The organism is Pseudomonas sp. fls2-241-R2A-110, assembly GCF_030209165.1.
GTDB lineage: Bacteria > Pseudomonadota > Gammaproteobacteria > Pseudomonadales > Pseudomonadaceae > Aquipseudomonas.
In genome coordinates this window covers 21,853-45,350 of sequence record NZ_JARVSN010000010.1, presented here as the reverse complement: position 1 = coordinate 45,350, position 23,498 = coordinate 21,853, and the positions used below count along the sequence as shown (strand labels likewise).

Genomic DNA, 23,498 nt, shown 5'->3' with positions numbered 1-23,498 from the left:
CGGCCATTCGCTGGCAGGCGCCAAATGCAGGCGTCTCACATGGAGTTAGCTGAATGAAAAAACTACTTGTCGCGTTCGCCGCTGTTGCAGCGTTCGCTGCTCACGCCGATGAACTGACCGTCGCGGCCACCCCGGTTCCGCACGCAGAAATCCTCGAATTCGTGAAGCCGGCCCTGGCCAAGGAAGGCGTGGACTTGAAGGTCAAAGTCTTCACCGATTACATCCAGCCGAACGTGCAGGTCGCCGAAAAACGCCTGGACGCCAACTTCTTCCAGCACCAGCCGTACCTTGATGAGTTCAACAAGGCCAAGGGCACTAGTCTGGTGGCCGTTGCCGGCGTGCACCTGGAACCGCTGGGCGCTTACTCCAGCAAGTACAAGGCGCTGACCGAACTGCCAGGTGGCGCCAACGTGGTGATTCCGAACGATGCCACCAACGGCGGCCGTGCGCTGTTGCTGCTGGCCAAGGCTGGTCTGATCAAGTTGAAGGATTCCAACAACATCCTGTCGACCGTCAAGGACATCACCGAGAACACCAAGGACCTGAAATTCCGTGAACTGGAAGCCGCGACCATCCCTCGCGTGCTGACTCAGGTCGATCTGGCGTTGATCAACACCAACTACGCGCTGGAAGCCAAGCTTGATCCGTCCAAGGATGCGCTGGTCATCGAAGGTAACGATTCGCCGTACGTGAACATCCTGGTGGCCCGTGAGGACAACAAGGACAGCGACGCGATGAAGAAACTGGTTGCTGCCCTGCACAGCCCGGAAGTGAAAGCCTTCATCCTCGAGAAGTACAAAGGCGCGGTATTGCCGGCGTTCTGATCTAACCCTCTACACCGATCGTTCCCACGCTCTGCGTGGGAATGCCTCACCGGACGCTCCGCGTCCGCTTGGGGACGCAGAGCGTCCCTGGCTGCATTCCCACGCGGAGCGTGGGAACGATCAGATGCAAAAAACCGCAGCTTGGGCTGCGGTTTTTTTTGGGCCGGTTTTCTTAATTGCGTTTGAGCATCACCGGCAACTGCGCCACCAACTTCGTGTTGTTCAATGGCGCTCGAATGAATCCACGTTGAGTTCCGTCCGGGCCGATCACCGCAAGGTTGCCGCTGTGGTCGACGGTGTAGTTCGGTTTGCTGGTGTCCGCCGGAATAAACGGAATGCTCACCGCGTTGGCCAGTTTTTGAATGTCGTCCACCGAAGAGGCCGTCAGGCCTTTGAACTGTGGATCGAAGTAACCCAAGTACTGCTTGAGTTGCTTGGGCGTGTCACGGTTCGGGTCGACGCTGACCAGAATGATCTGCAACTTGGCCACCGCCTCTGGCGGCAACTCACTTTTGATCTGACGTAGCTGGGCGAGAGTGGTCGGGCAGATGTCCGGGCAGAAGGTGTAGCCGAAGAACAACAGCGACCATTTGTCTTTCAGCTCATTGACCATGACGGGCTTGCCGTCTTCGTCCGTCATCGTCACGTTCGGCAGGTTGCGGCTTTGCGGCAGCAAAATGATCCCGGCGTCGATCAGCGCCGTCGGATCGCCCTGGCCTTTGCCGGACAGCACTTTGTTGATGGTCAGGCCCAGAACCAGTGCGATCAGGGCGACTAGGATGAAGACGGTTTTCTGAGTTCGAGTCATAGGTTCAACAGTAAGTAGTGGTCTACGAGCAGCGCGATAAACAGCAGGAACAAGTAGTAAATAGAGTACTTGAAGGTGTTGATCGCCGCGTGCGGCCGAGTGCCACGGTACAGCACGATGGCCCATTGCAGGAACCTGGCGCCGAGTCCCAGCGCGCAAATCAGGTAGAGCATGCCGCTCATGTGGATCACGTAGGGCATCAGGCTGACGGCCAGCAGCGCGAAGGTGTAAAGCAGGATGTGGATTTTGGTGTAGTGCTCGCCATGGGTGACCGGCAGCATCGGAATGTCGGCCTTGGCGTACTCCTCTTTGCGGTGAATGGCCAGGGCCCAGAAGTGTGGCGGGGTCCAGGCGAAGATGATCAACACCAGCAGCAACGGTTCGGCGCTGACATGCCCCGTCGCAGCGGTCCAGCCGAGGAGCGGCGGCGCGGCACCGGCCAAGCCGCCGATGACAATATTCTGCGGCGTCGCACGCTTCAGGAAACCGGTGTAGACCACTGCGTAGCCGAGCAGCGAGGCGAGGGTCAGCCAGGCCGTCAGCGCATTGGTGAAGGCCAGCAGCACGGCTTGTCCAAGCAGCGCCAACACCAGGGCAAAAATCAGCGCGGCCGCCGGAGACACCCGACCTTCGGCCAAGGGGCGTTTGTGCGTGCGAGCCATAACCGCATCGATACGCCGGTCGACCACATGGTTAACCGCCGCTGCGCCGCCCGCACACAATGCGATCCCCAGATTGCCAAACACCAGCACGGTCCACGGCACCCCGGCGCGGGTGGCGAGAAACATCCCGACCAGCGAGGTGATGAGCATCAGCACCACCACTTTGGGCTTGGTCAGCTCCAGATAGTCACGCCAGATTGCCTGACTGTGACGCGCGCCGATCAGAGTCGCCATGGCGTCTCTCCTTTTATTGTTATGGGGCCGGCTGAATGTTTACGCGGGCTGAACCGCCAGCGCGGAGTTTGCTGCTTGACCCGAACCAGGCTGGTTCGCGCGTGATAATTGACCAGCACCATCGTCAGTAGCAGGACCGCGCCGCCGGCGTTATGGGCAACGGCCACTGGCAGAGGCAAGTGGAACAGCACGTTGCTGATGCCAAGGGTGATTTGTGCGCCGAGTGCAATCAGCACCAGCCCTGCCAGGCGGGTCATGCCGACCACTTTCAGTTGCCAGGCCAGACCGAGCAGTACGAGCGTCACCAGCAACGCGCCGATCCGGTGAGTCAGGTGAATCGCCGTGCGGGCATCGCTGTCCAGTTGCCCTCCGAGGTAATTGGGGCCGATGTGTTGGGTCAGGTGAAAGCCGTTGGCGAAGTCAGCGGGCGGCAGCCATTGCCCATGGCAGGTCGGGAAATCGATGCAGGCCACTGCCGCGTAGTTGGAACTGACCCAACCGCCGAGGGCGATTTGCAGGATCACCAGCAGTAACCCGGCTGTCGCCCAGTGTTGCAGGCGCCGTGGCACCGTCAGCGCCGGCACAACGCCGGACAGGCGCAAGGTCAGCAAAAACAACAGGCTCAACGTCGCAAATCCGCCGAGCAAATGCCCGGTGACAACCTGCGGCCAGAGTTTGAGCGTTACCGTCCACATGCCGAACGCCGCTTGGGCAAACACCACGCCCAGCAAAAACAATGGCAACTTCACCGGTTGCCCCGGATGACGGCGATGCACCCAGGCGCGACCGGCCAACACCGAAATCAACAGCCCCAGCGTGCCGGCGAAATAGCGGTGGACCATCTCGTTCCAGCCTTTGTGGGCTTCGACGGGCGCCTCGGGAAAATGCAATTCGGCATGGGCCAGTTGAGCCTCGCCTTTGGGCACGCTGATGAAACCGTAGCAACCCGGCCAGTCCGGGCAGCCGAGGCCGGCGTGGGTCAGGCGGGTGTAGGCGCCGAGCAGCACCACAATCAGTGCCAGCAAGGTGGCAAACAGCGCGAGGCGAAATCCAGGTTTGGCCATGACGATGCCCTTATCCGATGTTCGACAGTTTCAACAGATGACGCAGGTCGTTGAGCAGGTCCTTACCCTTGACCGTCGGGTCGTAGCGCAGCACCAGATTGCCGTGAGGGTCGATGATCCAGAGTTGCGGCACTGACTGGTCGCCGACGGTTTTATGGAAATCGGTCAAATTCAGTGGATAGCGCTGTAATTGAGGATACTCGCGGGTGAGTTTGGTGTCGTAATCGCTGCTCAGCGGTTGCGCCGCGGCGAGCGCGTGACTGGCGCGCCCCGCCTCGGGGCCAAGGCCGATCTGGACTTGTCGCGCCAGGTACACCAGTTGTTGGCAGTCGACCGAACACTCTTTGGGCGCCGTAACCAGCAATTGCCACCGGTCCTCTTGCGCCTTCACGCCAAGGTCGGCGCGGGACTGGCCATTGCCGATCAGTTCGCCGTGATAGCTGCGGCCCTCCGGCACCCAGAACTGCAATTTGTACATGCCGGTGGCGAGGATCATCGGACCGATCACCCCCAGCAGGATCAGCAGCAACTGCAAGCGCCCCTTGCGCCGACTCACCGGTGTTTTCGCCTCAGACATGCTGGGTGGATTCATGGCCGCTCCCATGGTGTTTCTCCTTTGCGTTGTGCCAGCCGAGGTAGATGAAAAGGCCGAGCAGGGCGATCGACATGGCGAACCACTGCACGGCATAAGCGATGTGTTTCTCCGGCCCCATGGCCACCACGGGCCAATCGGCCTGGTAGGACGCGGGGCCGGTTTCTTCACGTAATTCGTAAGCAAAGCCTTCACGATCGAGCGTGGTCCATAGCTTCGCCGGGTCAACGGCCGTCACCAGCTGCGGCCAGGTTGTGGTGCTGGGGTCGGCGTGCAGCTGAAAAGTCGCGCCGGGGGACACGTAAACCCAGGCGGTAAGGTTCAATGCCTCGGTCGGCGTAGTGAATTGCGGTGGTGCGCGCCGGTCAGGCCACGGCAGCCAGCCGCGATTGACCAGCAGCCAGAGCCCGGTCGCCTGATCCTGGAACGGTTGCAACAACTCGACGCCGACCTTGCCGTCGCGTTGGCGGTTATCCAGCAGCAGGCTGTGGGCGGGATCGAACTGGCCGCGCAGGTGAACGCGGCGGAACGCCGGATCTTCGGTGTGTTGCAGTGCGGTGCTGGCCATCGGTTCGGCGGCACGGCGTTCGGTGTAAGTGTGCAGCAGCGCACTTTTTTCCGCGCCCCGGCTCAACTGCCAGAACCCGAGCGACACCAGCAGCGGTAGCAGGATTGCGACCACCAGCGTCGGCACGACACCCGGCCGGAAGTGCTTCATGGCGTCGCCAAAAAGTCGGTCATCGCGATAGCTATACTCAAGTGCATCGCCTTTCCCCCGGAGTTTCACCATGCTCAAAGCAGCCATCGTCCTGATGCTGATTGCCACGGTTGTCAGCCTTTTCAGCGGCCTGTTTTTTCTGGTCAAGGACGACAGCAGCTCGAACCGCCTCGTCATTGCCTTGAGTTTTCGTGTTGCACTGGCCGCCGTGACCGTCGGCTTGATCGCCTGGGGTTTCTACAGCGGCCAGTTGGTCTCTACAGCACCTTGGTAAAGCCTCAGAGCACGTAGACGAAAACGAACAGCCCGATCCACACCACGTCCACGAAGTGCCAATACCAACTCGCGGCCTCGAAGCCGAACTGATGTTCGTTATCGAAGTGTCCACGCATGATCCGCATCAGCATCACAAACAGAATGATGGTGCCGATGGTCACGTGGGCCCCGTGGAAACCGGTGAGCATGAAGAACGTTGCGCCGTAGATACCCGAGCCGAGGGTCAGGCCCAGCTCGTGGTAGGCGTGCATGTACTCTTCGGCCTGGAAGGTGAGGAACGCGCAACCCAGCAGCACGGTGATCGCCAGCCAGATTTTCAGCGCACCGCGATGGCCCTTTTTCAAGGCGTGGTGGGCGATGGTAATGGTGACGCTGGAACTCACCAGCAACACGGTATTGAGCAACGGCAAACCCCAAGGGCTGATGACTTCCTTGGGTGGCGGGAACAGTTTCGGATCCGGGGTATGCAGCAGCGGCCAGGCGAACTGGAAGTTAGGCCAAAGCATGTGGGCGATACCTTTCGGACCTTCGCCGCCGAGAGCGGGACCCGAAATGTGCCGTACATAGAACAGCGCACCGAAGAAAGCGATGAAGAACATCACCTCGGAGAAGATGAACCAGCTCATGCCCCAGCGGAACGAGCGGTCCATCTGCGCGCTGTACAAGCCGCCGCGACTTTCCTTGATCACCGTGCCGAACCAGCCGAACAGCATGTAGGCCACCAGCAGGCCGCCGACGAAAAAGATCAGCGGGCCGTGGGATTCGGGCCGCGCCGCTTTCAGGTCATTGAACCAGGTGGCCAGGCCGAAAACGGTCGTGAGCATGCCGACCGTGGCGATGATCGGCCATTTGCTCTGGGCCGGAACGTAATAATGTTCATGAGTTGCCATTTATTGTTCTCCTTATCGGGCACGCTCAACCGCCAGTGTTTACAGCTACCGGTGGATGTCGGGCGGTGATATCGAACAGCGTGTAGGACAGCGTCAGGTGCTTCACATCCTTGGGCATGTCACGGTCAACGATGAAACGTACCGGCATCTCGATCCGTTGACCGGGCTGCAGCACTTGTTGGGTAAAGCAAAAACATTCGGTTTTGTGGAAGTACGCCGCCGCCTCACTGGGCGCGATGCTCGGCACTGCCTGGGCGCTCATAGGGTGATCGGTCGGGTTGTAGGCGACAAAAATCATCTCGTTCACGGCCCCCGGATGCGCCGTCAGCTCATTGCCCTTGGGATAGAACTCCCAGACCATGTCGGCGTTATTCATCGACAGAAACTGCACGCGCACTTGCCGCGACGTATCGACCACTTGCTCGCCTTCGTATTGCCCGGCGGTTTTGCCGTTGATGCCGAACGCCTTGCACATCACGTCGTAGATCGGCACCAGGGCAAAGCCAAAGACAAACATCGCCACCACTACCAGCAACAGGCGGGTGACGAGTTTCTTCAGCGAAATCGAATCAGCCATGACTTAGGGTTCCTGCGCATAACCCTGTGAGAGCGAGCTTGCTCGCGATAGCGGTGTGCCTGACACACCGTGTCGCCTGAATCGCGAGCAAGCTCGCTCCCACAGTCATTTCACTTCCGGCGGCGTAGTGAACGTGTGATACGGCGCCGGTGACGGGATGCTCCACTCCAGTCCTTCGGCCCCATCCCACGGTTTGGCGGGTGCTGGCGGGCCGCCGCGAATGGTCTTGATCACGATGAACAGGAAGAAGAGCTGCGTGGCACCGAACATGAACGCGCCAATCGACGACACCATGTTGAAGTCGGCGAATTGCAGGTTGTAGTCCGGAATCCGCCGCGGCATGCCGGCCAGGCCTACGAAGTGCATCGGGAAGAACGCCATGTTCATGCCGATGAACGAGAGCCAGAAGTGCAGCTTGCCCAGGGTTTCGTCATACATGTGACCGGTCCATTTCGGCATCCAGTAGTAGGCTGACGCGAAGATCCCGAAGATCGCCCCCGGCACCAGCACGTAGTGGAAGTGCGCGACCACGAAGTACGTGTCCTGGTACTGGAAGTCCGCCGGGGCGATGGCCAGCATCAAGCCGGAGAACCCGCCGATGGAGAACAGGATCACGAACGCCACTGCGAACAGCATCGGCGTCTCGAAGGTCAACGAGCCTTGCCACATGGTGCTGGCCCAGTTGAACACCTTGACCCCGGTCGGCACGGCGATCAGCAACGTGGCGTACATGAAGAACAGTTCGCCCACCAGTGGAATGCCGACCACAAACATGTGGTGCGCCCAGACGATGAACGACAGGAACGCAATACTCGCTGTGGCGTAGACCATCGAGGTGTAGCCAAACAGCGGCTTGCGCGAGAAGGTCGGGATGATCGAGCTGACGGCACCGAAGGCCGGCAGGATCATGATGTACACCTCGGGGTGACCGAAGAACCAGAACACATGCTGGAACAGCACCGGGTCACCGCCACCGGCGGCGCTGAAGAAACTGGTGCCGAAGTGGATGTCCATCAGCATCATCGTCACGCAGCCGGCCAATACCGGCATCACCGCGATCAGCAGGAACGCGGTAATCAGCCAGGTCCAGACGAACAGCGGCATTTTCATCAACGTCATGCCGGGGGCGCGCAGGTTGAGGATGGTCGCGATCACGTTGATCGCCCCCATGATCGAACTGATCCCCATCAAGTGGATGGCGAAGATGAAGAACGTCACGCTTTCCGGTGCGTAGGTCGTGGAGAGTGGGGCGTAGAACGTCCAGCCGAAGTTCGGTCCGCCACCGGGGGTGAACAGGGTCGAGACCAGCAGGATGAACGCGGCCGGCAACAGCCAGAAACTGAAGTTGTTCATCCGTGGCAGGGCCATGTCCGGCGCGCCGATCATTAACGGAATCATCCAGTTGGCGAGGCCGACGAAGGCCGGCATCACGGCGCCAAAGACCATCACCAGGCCGTGCATGGTGGTCATCTGGTTGAAGAACGCCGGTTCGACGATTTGCAGTCCGGGCTGGAACAGCTCGGCGCGAATCACCATCGCAAACGAACCGCCCAGCAGGAACATGCAGAACGCGAACCACAGGTACAGCGTCCCGATATCCTTGTGGTTAGTGGTCAGCACCCAACGCATCAGGCCTTTGGCGGGGCCGTGGGCGTGGGCGGTCTCGGTTTGAACATGGTCATCGACGACAGCAGTCATGTCCTGTCTCCTGCAAACAGAGGGGCTGGGCTGGGCAGGGCGCGCAGCCCCGACCGGTTCCTTACGTGCGCAATAGACCGGGTCATTTGCTTTCCGCCTGTTTCAGCTCCAGCACTTCTTTAGGAGTGACCATGTCGCCTTTGTTATTGCCCCAGGCGTTACGTTCGTAGGTCACGACTGCCGCGATATCGACTTCCGAAAGCTGCTTGCCGAACGCCGCCATGGCGGTGCCAGGTTTGCCGAAGTAAACGCGGTGCAGGTGGTCGGCTTTAGGACCGGTGGCAATCGGCGAGCCTTTGAGCGCCGGGAACATTGGCGGCAGGCCTTGGCCTTCGGCCTGGTGACAGGCCACGCAAGTGGTGTGATAGATCTTGTCGCCGCGCTCTTTGAGCTCGTCGAGCGTCCATTCCTTGCTGGTCAGCTCTTTAAGCTGCATGGCCTCGGCTTTACGCTCGGCCAGCCATTTGTCGTAATCGGCCTTTTCCTTGACCTCGACCACGATCGGCATGAAGCCGTGGTCCTTGCCGCACAATTCGGCACATTGGCCACGGTAGATGCCCGGTTTGTCGACGCGGGTCCAGGCTTCGTTGACGAACCCCGGGATCGCGTCGCGCTTGACCGCGAAGGCCGGCACCCACCAGGAGTGGATGACGTCGGCGGAAGTCACCAGGAAGCGGACTTTGGCGCCAATCGGCAGCACCAGCGGTTTGTCGACCTCGAGCAAGTAGTGCTCGCCCTTGGTTTCCTTGTTGTGGATCTGATCGGCAGGCGTGTTCAGGTTGCTGAAGAATTCAACGTCCTGGCCCAGGTATTTGTAATGCCACTTCCACTGGTAGCCGGTGATCTGGATATCGATATCCGGTTCACTGGCGTCGTACATCTTGATGAGGGTTGCGGTCGCAGGAACCGCCATGGCCACCAGGATCAGGAAGGGCACGATGGTCCAGAGGATTTCGACGGTGGTGCTTTCATGAAATTTTGCAGCCACCTGCCCGGTCGAGCGGCGGTGGAGGATCATCGACCAGAACATGGCGCCGAAGACGATGATGCCGATCACCACACAGATCCAGAAAATGGTCATGTGCAGGTCAAATACTGCGTGACTGATTTCAGTCGCTCCCGGCGCCATATTCACAGTCCAGGCGGCGTGCGCAGGACTGAAAATCGACCACAACAGGAGGCCCATCCAGACGTGTGGATGTCGCATCATTGCGGGTTCCCCTTATCGTTCTTGTTATCCCGCCGGCAAACACCAGCGGCAAGGGAGCGGCTTTTTCAGACTACGAACTTGAATTGCCGTGCCTTGCTGCATGTGCAGTCGGGCGTCATCAGCTAACTCCATTCCAACCCGAGTATAGACAGCGACCGCGACCTCGCAATGTGATGGCGTAAATGACCTGAAACAGCTGGGACTTGCGTTCAAGGTCACGAATGGAGAAGGATGCAGACGAGTGGTGGCAAACCGATATAACGGAGGCGTCTCAAGGATGAAATAATTATGACAAATGCGTCTTAGCGTTCGTCATAGGCCAGCTAAGTTATGTCTTCCCTATTTCATTGCCTTGTTTCCTGGAGTTTTCATGAACACCGCCGCATTGCGCGAGCAGATCCAAAAAGCCCAACAACATGAAGCCGAGACCGGCCTGCTGACTCGTCAGCTGGAAAGCAAACTGCCTCATTTACACCCATCGATCCAATTACCGGAAGCGGATGCCAATGGTGTGCTGGCGCGTTTCGTCGCCGCTTACATTAATGAAGTGCCTGATCTGCTGGATGCAGCCAATGAAGTCGCTAGGGAAGCGGGTATCGAGTCACAGATCAAACCGGTGCTGACAATTGCCGAACAGTATTTCCTTCAGCCGCCGGCGATCATGGCCGGTCATGTTGGTCTGGACGGCCTGCTGGACGAGGCGTATCTGGCACATCGGTTGGTTGAAGAGGTCAATGACCTGTACATCAAGCATTTTGGCCAGCCACTGATCCCCTTGGACATGACTGTCGCCAACCTGATTGCCCACCAATTGATCGGTGAGGCGTTCGCCAACCAGCTGGACGAGGCGGTACATCACGCTGTGGACGAGATGCTCAACGACGAAGGCTTTGCGCTGGAGTCGGTTGAGGCCTACCGTGAAAAGCTCAGCAGCCCGGACACTGGCGCCGCGTGGAAGCGTTGGCCGTGCATGTCGCGCCGCTTGGGCGTGAGCCTTGAACTGGATCAGCCGGCGGCTTGATCCAACGGGAGAAACCGAACACCTGTGGGAGCGGGCTTGCTCGCGAATGCGGTCGATCATTCAACATTGATGTTGACTGACACACCGCTTTCGCGAGCAAGCCCGCTCCCACATTGTTTTCTACGCGGCTGAACCCACGCCGGACGTTGTCCGCAAACGCCCTTCCAGCCTGCGCTTCAGACCCCGCGCTTCGATGATCAGCTTCGATCCCTTGGCCGCATTGGCCCGGCCCCATTCCTCAAGTAATTCCAGGCACGAGTGATCGATGTAGCTCAGGTTATTGAGCGGCACATGCACCGTCGTACCTGCGGGGATGGTCCCCAGGACTTGAGTCAACGCCGGTACTTTGAGAAAGGTCGCGGCGCCCATCAGGCGCAACTCCATTTCACCGTCCGTGGGCAGGTCGATCAGGCTGATTTTCAGTCGCGAAGCTTTCCACGCCAGTTTCGCCAGCGTCAGGCCAAAGCCGATCAACACACCCGTCAGCAGGTCGGTGAAGATGATAGCCAGCGCTGTCGCCGCGTAAGTGAACATCGGCATCCGGCCATAGCGGCCCAGGCCTCGAAAGGCTTTCAGGTCGACCAGTTTGAAACCGGTGTACACCAGCACACCCGCCAGGCTCGCTACCGGAATACTCTGCAGCACGCTGGACAACAGCAACACAAAAGCCAGCAGCCACACACCATGGAACACCGCCGACAGACGTGTGGTGGCACCGGCCTGAACGTTGGCCGAGCTGCGCACGATCACACCGGTCATCGGCAGCGCACCCATCAGGCCGCAAAGCATATTGCCCACCCCTTGCGCCGATAATTCCCGGTCAAAGTCTGAACGCTGGCCGCTGTGCATACGGTCTACGGCTGCTGCCGAGAGTAAGGTTTCGGCACTGGCGATGAAGGCCACCGCAAAAGCGGCGATCAGTAGGGTCGGGTCCGCCAGGTTGAGCAGGTCGGTGGGTTTCAACCAATCGATGGCCTCGGCCAGGTTGGCCGGGACTTCCACCCGTTTGACCTGCAACGCAAGGGTCAGGCTAGTGACAGTCGCCAGCCCGACGCCGAGCAGTGCCCCGGGAATGAAGCGCAATGAGTGAGGGCGAAATTTTTCCCACAGCCACATCACGGCAATCGTCGACAACCCGAGCAAACCTGCCTGCCAGCCAAAGGACGGCAAGGCCTGCATTACGGCAGCCGGAAAGGCCGAGAGATTGTCCAGTCCAGAAGGCTTGGGCACGGCGTCGAGCATCACGTGCACCTGTGAAAGCACGATCAGCACACCGATCCCGGCAAGCATGCCGTACACCACCGCTGGCGCCGTGACCCGGAACCAGCAACCCAGCTTCAAGCGCCCGGCCACCAGTTGCAGAAAACCCGCCAGCAGCAGGATTGGCCCGAGCATGGCAATACCGTGCTGGCGCACCAATTCGAAGACCAGCACCGCCAAACCTGCCGCCGGGCCACTGACTTGCAGAGGCGAGCCGGCAAGCCAACCGACGACCAGTCCACCAATGATCCCGGTGATCAAACCTTTGGCGGGTGGCAAACCCGAAGCGATCGCGATGCCCATGCACAAGGGTAGGGCGACGAGAAACACGACCACGGATGCCAGCAGCTCCCGTGGCAGAACAGCTTTCAATTGCGCAGCACGCATGGAGATTCTCCCGAAGTTTTCTTCAGGCATGGCAAAGCCAGACTGCTTAATCAGCAGCCTCGGCTAAACCACACATAGATTTAGGAGGATTTAGAAGCGCGCTTTGGGCGTCGCCACCGGAATCGGATGACTGCCATCGAGCGGCAGGAAGCACCCTTGATCAGCGTCGTAAGCTCTGATTTCGCTGGTTTCGATGTTGTAGATCCAGCCATGGATAAACAGCTGACCATTGGCCATGCGCGAAGCGACCGAAGGGTGAGTGCGCAGATGCTGTAGCTGGGCGATCACATTCTCCTCGGTGAGGACATGCATGCTCTCGTTTTCATCAGCGCAATGGCAGTTTTCCTGGACCATGGTTTTCGCCACTTCGGCATGCCGTAGCCAGGCTTTGACCGTGGGCATTTTTTCCAGGCTTTGCGGGTTGAGCACGGCGCGCATCGCGCCACAATCGGAGTGCCCGCAAATGATGATGTGCTGCACCCCGAGGGCCAGCACGGCGTATTCGATGGCCGTGGAAACCCCGCCGTTCATCTGACCATAAGGGGGAACGACGTTGCCGACGTTACGGGTCACGAACAAGTCGCCGGGGGCGCTTTGGGTAATAAGCTCGGGAACGATGCGCGAGTCGGCGCAAGCGATGAACATTGCTCGTGGGCTTTGGGCCGTGGCGAGTTTTTTGAAGAGTTCTTCCTGCTGCGGGAAAACCTCGTGATGAAAGTGCAAAAAGCCGTCAACAATATGTTTCAGCGCTGCATCGGCGGTTTCCGCCTCGTGTTGGGCTGAAGCCGACGCAGCCAACGGCTGTTTATCCTTGTCACTCATGATTCATCCTCTTTGGCGGAGTCAGGGAATTTTCCCGTTTTGTCCGGTGTGAAGCCAGTGGCTGTTTAAAAAACATCCAGGCCGTGAAGCTCGACCCGTCAGTCACTCGATGAACAAGGTAGCCGTCGAAACTTAACTCAAACTGAATCGAACGCTCTAGAACGTGTGTTCCAGGTCACAAAAAACGTGACCGGCGTCATGGCCAAGTGTATTTCCCATTCCTCAACCATACGCCCATTGTCCTTAAATCAATGACATCTGGCGACCCGGCGGGCAGAAGGAATCGCAGTCCAGATTAAAGCCTTCGCGATGATTGAGCCCCAAGCGTTTGATGGTTTTGGCAAATCGTTGCGCCAATAGATCGGCAAACGGCCCCTCACCGCGCATCCGGGAACCGAACCGACTGTCATAGAGCTCGCCGCCGCGGCTTTGCCGAATCAAACTCAGCACATGCGCGGCACGCTGAGGGTAGTGGGCCGCCAGCCATTCTTCGAACAGTGGCGCCACTTCCAGCGGCAAACGCAACATCATATAAGCCGCACTTTGCGCGCCCGCCGCGTGAGCCTCGGTGAGCAGGCTTTCGAGTTCGCTGTCGTTGATCATCGGAATCATCGGCGAACACAGCACGCCCACCGGGATACCCGCTTCACGCATCACCCTGATCGCGCGCAACCGGGCCTTGGGCGCCGCGGCACGGGGTTCGAGGATGCGTTTGAGCTCATCGTCCAGGGTTGTGAGGCTGATCATCACCGCCACCAGCCTTTGTTCTGCAAGTTCGGCCAACAGGTCCAGATCTCGAAGAATCAACGAGCCCTTGGTGATGATAGTCACCGGATGGCGGTAGCGCAGCAGCACTTCGAGGGTTTTGCGAGTGATCTTGTGTTCACGCTCGATCGGTTGATAAGGATCGGTGTTGGAGCCCAGGTTGATGGGCGCGCATTGATAGCCACGCTTGGACAGTTGTTCTTCCAGCACATCGGCAGCGTTGGTCTTGGCGATCAATTTGGTTTCGAAGTCCAGCCCTGGCGACATGTCCCAGTAAGCGTGACTGGGACGCGCGTAGCAGTAAATGCAACCGTGCTCACATCCGCGATAGGGGTTGATCGAGCGATCGAAGGGCAGATCCGGTGAGTTGTTGCGGGTGATGATGGTTTTTGCCGTTTCGATGCGCACCTCGGTGCCCTGGGTGACCGGCGCTTCCTGATACCAGCCGTCATCCTCGACCACCGAGCGATTCGGTGCGAAGCGATTGTGCGGGTTGGTGGCGGTGCCGCGACCGCGTGGGGGCAGAGGGGTGGCCATGATTTATTGCTCTAGACTGTATGCGCATACAGTATAGGGGCTCTGGGAATTCGGCCAGTGCCGTTCGGCGATCTGTCGCATCAAAACTGTTTTTGTATCGGGAGTAATAACGAGGTCTGTCGTCATCATGGGAAACATATAAATAGTAGGTTGTTGTGTGGTGAGGTAAGTACTATCTCCAGCACACGAAGCCTTCGTGAATTACTTATTAAATGGAATTAATAAATGTCTATGTTTAATCAGCGCGGTATCTTTTTGCAGTTGTTGGCCCCGACTATTGTCAATCCAAAGGAAGCGCAAGTATCGATGCAACTTGCCCGCAAGGAGTTGGATTGGGATGCTGTCAATGGCGTACAGACCGAAGCACTGGTGGAGTCCGTCTACATCACGGCAGTCTCGGCGGATGGCGGTCGATCCTTTAACATCCGGACAGTCAGCAGTGATGTGGATGGTGACGGTGATATCGATAGTCATGACAAGGAAAAGCTGCTGGCTCTGGCCAAGGCCTATTCCGTTATCGTCAATCCTTGATAGTTGGATAACTAATTAAACCTGCATGATCGCTCATGCAGGTTCACTTCATCACGACAGCTTAGTTATGCTGGGTAAGTTGGCCAAGATCGTCGCCGGAAGTTGTTTTCATATCATCCTTGCGCAGTTTGGCTACCTCGCTGGACTTTACGGTCGCTCCTTTATTTCCCCAACTTGTGCCGATGAAGGTCACGACATCCGCCACTTCCTGATCCGACAGCCGCCAGGCAAACCCAGGCATGGTGAAAGTGGACGGTGCCGTATGCGTGGCCGGCAAGGTCCCGCCCTTGAGCACGATGTGAATCAACGACGTCGGATCGTCCGACTGCAACACCGGGTTGCCCGCCAACGCCGGGAACACCCGCGTATAACCGTGACCGTCGGTACGGTGGCAGGCCGCGCAGTTATCGATGTATACCGATGCGCCGGGCTTGCTGTCGTCACCTTTCCATAACGCCTGGGCGACTTGTTTGTCGTACTCGTGCGGCCGGTCGTTGGGGTCATTGGCCGGCAGGGACTTGAGGTAACGGGCAATCGCGGTCAGGTCAGCGTCGGTCATGTACTGCATGCTGTGGGTGACCACATCGCTCATGCCACCGAACACCGCACTGCGATCACTGCGCCCGGTCTTGAGGAATTGCACCAGCTGCTCTTCGCTCCAGCTGCCAAGGCCATCCTTGTGATCTGCGCGAAGATTTTTCGCAATCCAGCCTTCCAGTGGCGCACTGCCTGACAGAAACGTACTGCCTTCACCGGCATTCAAGGATTTTTCCTGCATGGTCAACGCACGCGGCGTATGGCAGGCGCCGCAATGTCCCAGGCCTTCAACCAAATAAGCCCCACGACTGACCACGGCATCTGCGCCAGGCGCCGCTTTGTCGTCAGCCACGGCCGGGGCGAACAGCCAGCGCCAACCCATCAGCGGCCAGCGCATGCTCAATGGCCAGGGAATATCGCTGGTCTTGTTCTCCTGAGCCACCGGCGCCACACCGTGCATGAAGTAGGCGTACAAGGCTTGCATGTCGGTTGCGTTGACGCTGGCGTAGGACGGATACGGCATCGCCGGGTACAAAGTACTGCCGTTTTTGGCGACGCCATGGCGCACGGCTTTGTCGAAGTCCTCGAAGCTGTAGTCGCCCAGGCCGGTTTTGTCCGGCGTGATGTTGGTTGAATAGATCGTCCCTATCGGCGTTTCCATCGGCAAGCCACCGGCGAATGGCTTGCCGTTTTTGGCGGTGTGACAGGCCACGCAGTCGCCGGCACGGGCGAGGTATTCGCCTTGTTTGATCAGGTTTTGATCAACTTCAGCAGCACTGATCGAGCCACTGCCAAGCAGGGCGAAGGTCGCGATAACGAATGCTTTCATGGTCATCGCTCCTTAAGCCTGAACCAGCGGGCCGGGGTTTTTCAGGTACTGCTCGCGGATCGCCCGGGCCGACCAGTAGGTCAATGCGGCGACCAGGCCTGTAGGGTTGTAGCCCAGGCCTTGTGGGAATGCCGACGCGCCAGGGACGAACACGTTGTGCACGTCCCAGCTCTGCAGGTAACGGTTCAAGGCACTGGTTTTCGGATTAGTGCCCATGATCGCGCCACCGTTGAGGTGGGTGGTCTGGTAGGACGCGGTGTTGAAGTGATCACCGACCTGCTTGCCGATCACGGCAATGGCTTTGGGGCCCATTGCTTCGGCGACTTTGCCCATTTTCTCGACCATGAAACGGTTCATCTTGATGTCGTTTTCTTGCCAGTCGAAGGTCATCCGCAGCAGTGGCAAGCCGTAGGAATCGCGGTAAACAGGGTCGAGATCCAGGTAGTTGCCACGGTAGGACTGATGCGCGCCGTGGGCGTCCATCGACACTTGGTGGGTGTAATAATCGGCGGTGGCACGTTTCCAGGCACTGCCCCAGGCCGGCGTGCCTGGTGGGTTGGACGTCCCGGCAATTGGCCGGCTGCCGGCCTGGTTGACCCACATCGGCGAGCCGCCGACGAAGCCGTGGGGGCCGTGGTCGAAGTTGTCGGCGTTGAAGTCATCAAACGCCACACCATTGCCGCCGGCACCGATGAAGTTATTGGTGTGGGTGTCCTTGTCGAAGAACGCCTTGATGGTGGCCATGTTCTGGTAGGCGAAGTTCTTGCCGACCACGCCTTCGCCGCTTATCGGGTCGTAAGGCTTGCCGATGCCGGAGAGCAGCATCAATCTCACGTTGTGGAACTGGAACGCGCCGAGGATCACCAGGTCGGCGGGTTGCTCGATCTCCCGGCCCTGGCCATCGATGTAGGTCACGCCGGTGGCTTTGCTCTTGGTGCTGTCGAGGTTGACCCGCAGCACGTGGGAATTGGCCCGCAACTCGAAATTCGGCAGCGGCTTGAGGGCCGGAAGAATATTCACGTTCGGCGAAGCCTTGGAGTACATGTAACAAACGTATCCACTGCAAAAACCGCAGAAGTTGCACGGGCCCATCTGGGCGCCGTAGGGATTGGTGTACGGACCGGACGTATTGGCCGACGGCAGGTTGTAGGGTTTGTAACCTACAGCTGTAGCGGCTTTATGGAACAGTTGTGCGGAAACCGTGTTCTTCTGGGATTCCAGCGGGAAGGGATTCGAGCGATCCGGTGCGTAAGGGTTGCCGCCCTTGCCTTCACCAACCAGCTGGCCTTTCACCGTCCAGGCCTGACCCGAAGTGCCGAACACCTTCTCGGCGTAATCGAAAAACGGCTCCAGCTCTTCATAGCTGACGCCGAAGTCCTGGATGGTCATGTCCTTGGGGATGAAGCTTTTGCCGTAGCGTTCTTCGTAGTGGCTACGCATCCGCAACTCGATTGGATCGACCCGAAAGTGCACGCCGGACCAGTGCAGGCCGGCGCCGCCCACGCCATTTCCCGGCAGGAACGCACCGAGTTGGCGGTTCGGCAGTGCAATGTCATTCACGCTATGGCGAATGGTAACGGTCTCTTTGGAGATGTCCTGGAAGAGTTTTTTCCGCACGCTGTAGGTGAGTTCGTCTATCACCTGGGGATAGTTTCCATCAGGGTAGGTGTCCTGCATCGGTCCGCGCTCCAGCGCCAGCACGTTCAGGCCTGCCTCTGTCAGCTCTTTGGCCATGATCGCGCCAGTCCAGCCAAAACCGACGATGACTGCATCGACCTTCTTCATTACCGTTGCCATGCTTATGCCCTCTCGCCGCGAATCGAAACTGCCGGGAAGGGGTATTGCTCGTTGCGTTCCACCCAATCCATGAAATCGGCGCGGGCGCCGGGGAAGCCGATCATGGTCCAGCCGACCATGCCTTTGTTGCCACCGTGGATCGGGTCGCAGAAAAACCCTTCCTTAGTGTTTTGCAGCAGCAGGTTGAAGAAAATCTTTGACGGGACGCTATCGAACTCAGGCTTTCCGGCCTCGAGTTGTTTCAGCAAATCGTCTCGGGTAGCGCTGTCTTGCTCGGAAAATATTTTCCCGTTGAACGCCTTCGACCAAGCATCCGTGGCGGCAATACCCAGGCGATAGATCTCTTTGGGCACCAGTTTGCTCTGCCAGCCCATTTCTGGCGCGGCGTCGGCGTTGAATGGTCCTTGCATAAACCACAGGGCACCGGCGGCGTAAGGGGTGTTCATTTGCCGGTCGATATATTCCGGCACGCCGGCTTCCAGCGCTCCAGGCCCTTGGGCATCACTCGGAATCAATTGAGCAACGGCGGCCTTGATGAATGTCCATTCTTCGGCGGTGAAGTAGGTGGGCTCATAGGTGCTGGTGCTGACGGGCGTTTTGCCAGGGGTGGCCGGTGTCGATTCTGGCGCGGCGAGCAGGACGGAGCTGCCCAGCGCGGTGCTGGCGACGGTGACCACCGGGATCAAGGTCAGGGATTTGCGCAAAAACTCACGCCGCGGGTTGTCTCGATCTTGATCAGACATGGGGGGCACCTCATCAGGCATTGATGGTTTTTTCAGCCGTTTCGTCGAAAGGCTTTTCGTTTTGGCAGGGATGCGGATTCTTGGCGATCGTGAGAGCGCTGCGCATCTGCAAACTTTGGTAACAAATGGTAGCAGCCTAAGTATCAGGATGAACCGATTCAGCTGAAATAAACCGGGTTTTGCGACGAAAGTTGCTGCATTCACGATTCTTTGACAGTTGGCTCACAGTGCTTTGACCGCTCAAGCCTGAAGCTGAATGTCATTAATCCGCTTATTCCCTACGGCCGCCGAGCATGCTCATTACTCGTTTTATCCCAGCGATGTGTCTGTCGCTTGTTGCCTTGTTCAATGTATCGCTGGCCCTGGCCGGCGACAGCACACCATCGCGACCTGCGGAATGGGCGCAGCCGGTGGAGGCGAAGTACAACCTCTTCCAGATGTCCCCGACTCTCTACCGCAGTGCATTGCCGGACAGTGGAGTGGTGCCGCTGCTGGAAAAGCTCAAGGTTGGAACCGTCATCAACTTCCTGCCTGAGTCGGACTCGCGCTGGTTGTCTACACCAGGCATCAACCAGGTCCAGCTGCCCTATCGCACCAATCACGTGGATGATGCGCAGGTCATCGCTGCTCTTCGCGCGATTCAGGAGGCCGAGGCCAAAGGCCCGGTGTTGATGCATTGCAAACACGGTTCCGACCGCACGGGCCTGATGGCAGCGATGTATCGGGTGGTTGTGCAGGGTTGGAGCAAGGAAGACGCTCTGAACGAAATGACCGAGGGCGGTTTTGGTGACAGCACCCACTTCAAGGACGGTGTTCGCTACATGATGCAGGCGGATACCGACAAATTGCGTACCGCATTGGCCAATGGCGATTGCAGTACCAGCCCTTTCGCCATGTGCTCGATGAAGAACTGGTTCAAATCGGCGAACGTCGAGAATAAATAGCAAGAAGGGATCATGAGGCTACCGTCCACACCCTGAAGGTGTGGACGGTGGCGATTCATTATTGCTCGTCAGGCTTTTTCTTCAGCTTCGGGTTCGGGAAAAACTGCACCGCCTGAACCTTGGCGTCCGGCGCCTTCAGCGCCGATGTATTGACCCGCGTGCCCAATTCCTTGGGCACGGACAGACCTTGTTCATTCAACGTGTCGGAATAACCGCAGCCCACGCACTCGCGGTGCGGAACCTCGTCTTCATTCCACATCATCAATTTGTCGGGCTCGCTGCAGGCCGGGCAGACCGCCCCGGCGATAAAGCGCTTCTTCGTAATCACAGGACCCTCGCTCATGCTGCCGCGACCTCAGTCAGGCCGCTGTGGCGCAAGAGTGCGTCAATCGACGGCGCACGTCCGCGGAAGTCGACGAACAGCACCATTGGCTCCTGAGAACCGCCGCGCGCCAGGATCGCTTCGCGAAAAGCGCGACCGGTCTCGGCGTTCAGCACGCCTTCTTCTTCGAATTTCGAGAAGGCATCCGCCGACAGCACTTCGGCCCATTTGTAGCTGTAGTAACCCGCCGCGTAACCGCCGGCGAAGATGTGCGCAAAGCTGTTGGGGAAACGGTTGTAGGCTGGTGGACGCATGACCGACACCTCGTCGCGCACGCCTTCTAGCACTTGCGCCACGCTGCGGCCGTCACCGTGGGTGGCGTGCAGGTCAAAGTCGAACAACGAAAACTCCAGCTGTCGGACCATCATCAGGCCGGACTGGAAGTTTTTCGCCGCGAGCATTTTTTCCAGCAGGTCCTGCGGCAGCGGCTCTCCGGTTTCGTAGTGACCGGAAATCAGCGCCAGGCCTTCCGGTTCCCAGCACCAGTTTTCCATGAACTGGCTTGGCAATTCGACCGCGTCCCACGCCACGCCGTTGATGCCGGACACGCCAGCGTGTTCGACGCGGGTCAGCAGGTGATGCAGGCCGTGACCGAATTCGTGGAACAGTGTGGTGACTTCGTCGTGGGTCAGCAGCGCAGGTTTGCCGCTGTCGGCCGGTGTGAAGTTGCACACAAGGTTAGCCACCGGGCTTTGCAATACGCCGCTAATGGTACGGCGACGGTCGCGTGCGCCGTCCATCCATGCACCGCCACGCTTGTTGGCGCGAGCGTAGAGGTCGAAGAAGAAGCGGCCGACGTGCTGGCCGTTTTCCTTGATTTCGAACAGGCGAACGTCCGGGTGCCAGGTGTCGAAGCCTTTGAGCTCGGCAATCTCGATGCCGTACAGGCGTTGGACGATGGCGAACAGACCGCCCAGTACTTTGTCGATCGGGAAGTAGGCTCGCAGTGCTTCCTGGGCAACGCTGTAGCGTTGTTCGCGCAGTTTTTCACCGTAGAAACCGCTGTCCCAGCTTTGCAGGTCCGGGCAGCCTTGTTCGGCGGCGTAAGCCTTGAGTTGTTCCAGGTCGCGGGTGGCAAACGGTTTGCTGCGCTTGGCCAGGTCTCGTAGGAAACTCAGCACCTGATCGCTGGATTCGGCCATCTTGGTCGCCAGACTCAGTTCCGAGAAGCTGGCGAAACCCAGCAGCTTGGCCAATTCCTGACGCAGGTCGAGGATTTCTTCCATGACCGGGCCATTGTCGTTCTGGCCGGCATTCGGGCCCTGGTCCGACGCACGCGTGCAGTAGGCGGCGTAGACTTCTTCACGCAAGGCGCGGTCGTGGGCGTAGGTCATCACCGCGTAATAGCTTGGGAATTCCAGGGTGATCAGAAAGCCTTCCAGGCCTTTGGCTTGGGCCGCAGCAGCCATTTGCGCCTTGGCCGAATCGGTCAGGCCGGCGAGGGCGGCTTCGTCGGTAACGTGTTTGGTCCAGGCTTGAGTGGCGTCGAGCAACTGGTTGGAGAAGCGGCTGCCGAGTTCCGACAGTTTGCTCTGCACTTCGGCGTAGCGTTTTTGCTCGGCTGGCGGGAGGTCGATACCCGACAAACGGAAGTCACGCAGGGAGTGTTCCAGGATAGTTTTCTGCGCCACATCGAAACCGGCAGCCTCAGGGCTGGTGGCCAAGGCTTCGAAAGCCTCGAACAGCTCGCGGTTCTGGCCCAGTTCGGTGGAGTAGGCGCTTAATGCCGGCAGGCAGGACTCGTAGGCTTCGCGCAGTTCGGCGCTGTTGCACACGGCGTTGAGGTGGCTGACCGGGCTCCAGGCTGCGCCCAGGCGATCATTGAGTTCGTCCATCGCCAGCACCAGGCCGGCCCAGGTCGGCTGTTTGCGCTGGGTTTTGAGGATCTCGATAATGGCGGCACGGTTGTCAGCCAGAATCTGGTCAATCGCCGGTTGCACGTGTTCGGCGCGGATCGCCGAGAACGGCGGCAGGTCGTAGGACTGCAAAAGAGGGTTGTTCACGCTCACGGTTGGCACCTTGGCTGGAAGAAACATGCGGCCATCTTAATTACAATCGACGCTCACCGCAGCTATCGGTAACAGAGAGAAACCCTATCGTGACCCTTCGCAAGTATCAGAACCATACGCCGCTACTGGGCAAAGGCGCTTTTGTCGACGGTTCGGCAGTGGTGATCGGCGACGTCGAAATCGGCGAAGACAGCTCGGTCTGGCCGCTGACCGTCATCCGTGGCGACATGCACCGCATCCGTATCGGCGCGCGCACCAGCGTTCAGGATGGCTGCGTGTTGCACATCACTCACGCCGGGCCGTTCAACCCGGATGGCTTTGCCTGCCTGATCGGAGACGACGTGACCATCGCCCACAAGGTCATGCTGCATGGCTGCAGCGTCGGCAACCGGATTCTGATCGGCATGGGCAGCATCGTCATGGACGGTGCCGTGATCGAGGACGATGTGATTATCGGCGCTGGCAGTCTGGTGCCGCCGGGCAAACGCCTGGAAAGCGGCTTCCTTTATGTGGGGAGCCCGGTGAAACAGATCCGTGCGCTGACGGATAAGGAAAAAGCCTTCTTTACCTACAGTGCGGCGAATTACGTGAAGCTCAAAGACTTGCACATGGCCGAAGGCTACGACTTGCTCTGAGCCTCGACTAACGGAAAGCGTCCCGCACTTGCCCAGGAATTTTCATGCATTACCAAACCGTACTGTTCGACCTCGATGGCACCCTGACTGATCCGCGTGAGGGCATTACGCGCTCGATCCAGTTTGCCCTGAACAAACTGGGCATCGATGAGCCTGACTTGACCAAGCTCGAACACTTCATCGGCCCGCCGTTGTTGCAGGCGTTCATGCAGTTTTACGCGTTCGACGAGGCCAAAGCCTGGGAAGCCGTGAATTTCTATCGCGAACGTTTCAAGGTGACCGGTTTGTATGAGAACCGCGTATTCGACGGCGTTACGCCGTTGTTGGAAACCTTGAGCGGGCAAGGGCGCCAGCTGTACATCGCGACGTCCAAACCGTGGGTGTTTGCCCGGGAAATCGCCCGGCACTTCGATTTCGCCAAGCACTTCAAAGTGATTTATGGCAGCGAACTGGATGGCACCCGGACCAACAAGGTCGAGTTGATAGCCCACCTGATGGCTGAAGAAGGTCTGGACCCGGCCAGCACGCTGATGATTGGCGATCGCAAACACGACCTGATCGGTGCTCGCAGCAATGGATTGGATGCGGCGGCGGTGGGTTATGGGTTTGGCAGCCGGGAAGAGTTGAGCGCTGAAGCGCCCGCGTATCACTTCGAAACGCTTGAAGAGATGCATCAGGCGTTTTTGCAGCGCTAGTTGAATCGCCATCGCGGGCAAGCCCGCTCCCACAGGATCTGGGTCGTACGC

The 23,498-nt window shown here is 58.8% G+C and carries 24 protein-coding genes; 7 read left to right on the top strand and 17 right to left on the bottom strand.

Features of this window, described 5'->3' with window-relative positions:
* The first annotated feature begins 53 nt into the window (after positions 1-53).
* Positions 54-824 carry a MetQ/NlpA family ABC transporter substrate-binding protein gene (locus QRN31_RS08415; RefSeq protein ID WP_285431404.1) on the top strand — a complete coding sequence of 257 codons (771 nt, stop codon included), beginning with the start codon at positions 54-56 and terminating at the stop codon, positions 822-824.
* 172 nt (positions 825-996) lie between these two features.
* On the opposite strand, the gene QRN31_RS08410 is transcribed toward QRN31_RS08415, so the two are convergent.
* From QRN31_RS08410 to QRN31_RS08390, 5 genes are read right to left on the bottom strand one after another with little or no spacing between them, the layout of a single operon-like run.
* Positions 997-1,632: an SCO family protein gene (locus tag QRN31_RS08410; RefSeq protein WP_285431403.1), complete on the bottom strand. Its 636-nt coding sequence runs from the start codon at positions 1,630-1,632 to the stop codon at positions 997-999.
* Positions 1,629-2,528, bottom strand: a complete 900-nt coding sequence (gene cyoE / locus QRN31_RS08405; protein ID WP_222589203.1) for a heme o synthase — start codon at positions 2,526-2,528, stop codon at positions 1,629-1,631. The genes QRN31_RS08410 and cyoE overlap by 4 nt, the downstream gene beginning before the upstream one ends.
* The gene (locus QRN31_RS08400; protein WP_285431400.1) at positions 2,516-3,592 is read right to left on the bottom strand and encodes a COX15/CtaA family protein; all 1,077 of its coding nucleotides are present in this window, start codon (positions 3,590-3,592) and stop codon (positions 2,516-2,518) included. Before QRN31_RS08400 ends, cyoE begins: the two co-directional genes overlap by 13 nt.
* Before the next feature lie 10 nt (positions 3,593-3,602).
* Positions 3,603-4,196, bottom strand: a complete 594-nt coding sequence (locus QRN31_RS08395; RefSeq protein ID WP_285431399.1) for a PA_0111/PP_0108 family redox-active disulfide protein — start codon at positions 4,194-4,196, stop codon at positions 3,603-3,605.
* Complete coding sequence (locus QRN31_RS08390) at positions 4,162-4,902, bottom strand: SURF1 family protein (protein ID WP_285431397.1); 741 nt, start codon at positions 4,900-4,902, stop codon at positions 4,162-4,164. The genes QRN31_RS08395 and QRN31_RS08390 overlap by 35 nt, the downstream gene beginning before the upstream one ends.
* Positions 4,903-4,972: 70 nt before the next feature.
* Here QRN31_RS08390 and QRN31_RS08385 point away from each other — a divergent pair, with 70 nt between their 5' ends.
* A complete protein-coding gene (locus QRN31_RS08385; protein ID WP_285431396.1) occupies positions 4,973-5,176 on the top strand; it encodes a twin transmembrane helix small protein in 204 nt (67 codons plus the stop codon).
* 4 nt (positions 5,177-5,180) lie between these two features.
* On the opposite strand, the gene QRN31_RS08380 is transcribed toward QRN31_RS08385, so the two are convergent.
* The 4 genes from QRN31_RS08380 to coxB all read right to left on the bottom strand — a co-directional run bounded on the left by QRN31_RS08380 (position 5,181) and on the right by coxB (position 9,553).
* Entirely contained in the window at positions 5,181-6,068 is an 888-nt protein-coding gene (locus tag QRN31_RS08380) for a cytochrome c oxidase subunit 3 (protein WP_259157708.1), read from the bottom strand.
* Between the two features lie 25 nt (positions 6,069-6,093).
* Positions 6,094-6,645, bottom strand: coding sequence for a cytochrome c oxidase assembly protein (locus tag QRN31_RS08375; protein WP_285431394.1), 552 nt, complete (start codon positions 6,643-6,645; stop codon positions 6,094-6,096).
* A 105-nt stretch (positions 6,646-6,750) separates the two neighbouring features.
* Positions 6,751-8,343: a cytochrome c oxidase subunit I gene (ctaD, locus tag QRN31_RS08370; RefSeq protein ID WP_259157710.1), complete on the bottom strand. Its 1,593-nt coding sequence runs from the start codon at positions 8,341-8,343 to the stop codon at positions 6,751-6,753.
* 82 nt (positions 8,344-8,425) lie between these two features.
* A complete protein-coding gene (coxB, locus tag QRN31_RS08365) occupies positions 8,426-9,553 on the bottom strand; it encodes a cytochrome c oxidase subunit II (RefSeq protein ID WP_285431390.1) in 1,128 nt (375 codons plus the stop codon).
* A gap of 370 nt (positions 9,554-9,923) precedes the next feature.
* Here coxB and QRN31_RS08360 point away from each other — a divergent pair, with 370 nt between their 5' ends.
* Positions 9,924-10,574, top strand: a complete 651-nt coding sequence (locus QRN31_RS08360) for a hypothetical protein (protein WP_285431389.1) — start codon at positions 9,924-9,926, stop codon at positions 10,572-10,574.
* Between the two features lie 120 nt (positions 10,575-10,694).
* Here QRN31_RS08360 and QRN31_RS08350 read toward each other — a convergent pair whose 3' ends face one another.
* From QRN31_RS08350 to QRN31_RS08340, 3 genes are all read right to left on the bottom strand, one after another.
* The gene (locus tag QRN31_RS08350; RefSeq protein WP_285431388.1) at positions 10,695-12,221 is read right to left on the bottom strand and encodes a SulP family inorganic anion transporter; all 1,527 of its coding nucleotides are present in this window, start codon (positions 12,219-12,221) and stop codon (positions 10,695-10,697) included.
* 90 nt (positions 12,222-12,311) lie between these two features.
* Positions 12,312-13,043: a carbonic anhydrase gene (locus tag QRN31_RS08345; protein WP_285431387.1), complete on the bottom strand. Its 732-nt coding sequence runs from the start codon at positions 13,041-13,043 to the stop codon at positions 12,312-12,314.
* 243 nt (positions 13,044-13,286) lie between these two features.
* Complete coding sequence (locus QRN31_RS08340) at positions 13,287-14,345, bottom strand: PA0069 family radical SAM protein (RefSeq protein ID WP_285431385.1); 1,059 nt, start codon at positions 14,343-14,345, stop codon at positions 13,287-13,289.
* A 225-nt stretch (positions 14,346-14,570) separates the two neighbouring features.
* Between QRN31_RS08340 and QRN31_RS08335 the strand changes: the two genes are divergently transcribed.
* Positions 14,571-14,876: a hypothetical protein gene (locus QRN31_RS08335; RefSeq protein ID WP_285431383.1), complete on the top strand. Its 306-nt coding sequence runs from the start codon at positions 14,571-14,573 to the stop codon at positions 14,874-14,876.
* Between the two features lie 61 nt (positions 14,877-14,937).
* Here QRN31_RS08335 and QRN31_RS08330 read toward each other — a convergent pair whose 3' ends face one another.
* The 3 genes from QRN31_RS08330 to QRN31_RS08320 are packed head-to-tail and all read right to left on the bottom strand — an operon-like array spanning position 14,938 to position 18,782.
* The gene (locus tag QRN31_RS08330) at positions 14,938-16,242 is read right to left on the bottom strand and encodes a c-type cytochrome (protein WP_285431381.1); all 1,305 of its coding nucleotides are present in this window, start codon (positions 16,240-16,242) and stop codon (positions 14,938-14,940) included.
* 12 nt (positions 16,243-16,254) lie between these two features.
* Positions 16,255-18,039, bottom strand: coding sequence for a GMC family oxidoreductase (locus QRN31_RS08325; protein WP_285431380.1), 1,785 nt, complete (start codon positions 18,037-18,039; stop codon positions 16,255-16,257).
* Between the two features lie 2 nt (positions 18,040-18,041).
* Positions 18,042-18,782, bottom strand: coding sequence for a gluconate 2-dehydrogenase subunit 3 family protein (locus tag QRN31_RS08320; RefSeq protein WP_285431379.1), 741 nt, complete (start codon positions 18,780-18,782; stop codon positions 18,042-18,044).
* A gap of 293 nt (positions 18,783-19,075) precedes the next feature.
* Here QRN31_RS08320 and QRN31_RS08315 point away from each other — a divergent pair, with 293 nt between their 5' ends.
* Positions 19,076-19,726, top strand: coding sequence for a phosphatase domain-containing protein (locus tag QRN31_RS08315; RefSeq protein WP_285431377.1), 651 nt, complete (start codon positions 19,076-19,078; stop codon positions 19,724-19,726).
* Positions 19,727-19,784: 58 nt separating this feature from the next.
* Here QRN31_RS08315 and QRN31_RS08310 read toward each other — a convergent pair whose 3' ends face one another.
* Together QRN31_RS08310 and prlC are read right to left on the bottom strand one after the other, a co-directional pair.
* The gene (locus QRN31_RS08310) at positions 19,785-20,069 is read right to left on the bottom strand and encodes a YheV family putative zinc ribbon protein (protein ID WP_285431376.1); all 285 of its coding nucleotides are present in this window, start codon (positions 20,067-20,069) and stop codon (positions 19,785-19,787) included.
* Positions 20,066-22,144, bottom strand: a complete 2,079-nt coding sequence (gene prlC / locus QRN31_RS08305; protein WP_285431374.1) for an oligopeptidase A — start codon at positions 22,142-22,144, stop codon at positions 20,066-20,068. Before prlC ends, QRN31_RS08310 begins: the two co-directional genes overlap by 4 nt.
* 62 nt (positions 22,145-22,206) lie before the next feature.
* Between prlC and QRN31_RS08300 the strand changes: the two genes are divergently transcribed.
* Positions 22,207-22,752 carry a gamma carbonic anhydrase family protein gene (locus QRN31_RS08300; RefSeq protein ID WP_285431373.1) on the top strand — a complete coding sequence of 182 codons (546 nt, stop codon included), beginning with the start codon at positions 22,207-22,209 and terminating at the stop codon, positions 22,750-22,752.
* A 44-nt stretch (positions 22,753-22,796) separates the two neighbouring features.
* Positions 22,797-23,447: an HAD family hydrolase gene (locus QRN31_RS08295; RefSeq protein ID WP_285431372.1), complete on the top strand. Its 651-nt coding sequence runs from the start codon at positions 22,797-22,799 to the stop codon at positions 23,445-23,447.
* Positions 23,448-23,498 lie beyond the last annotated feature (51 nt).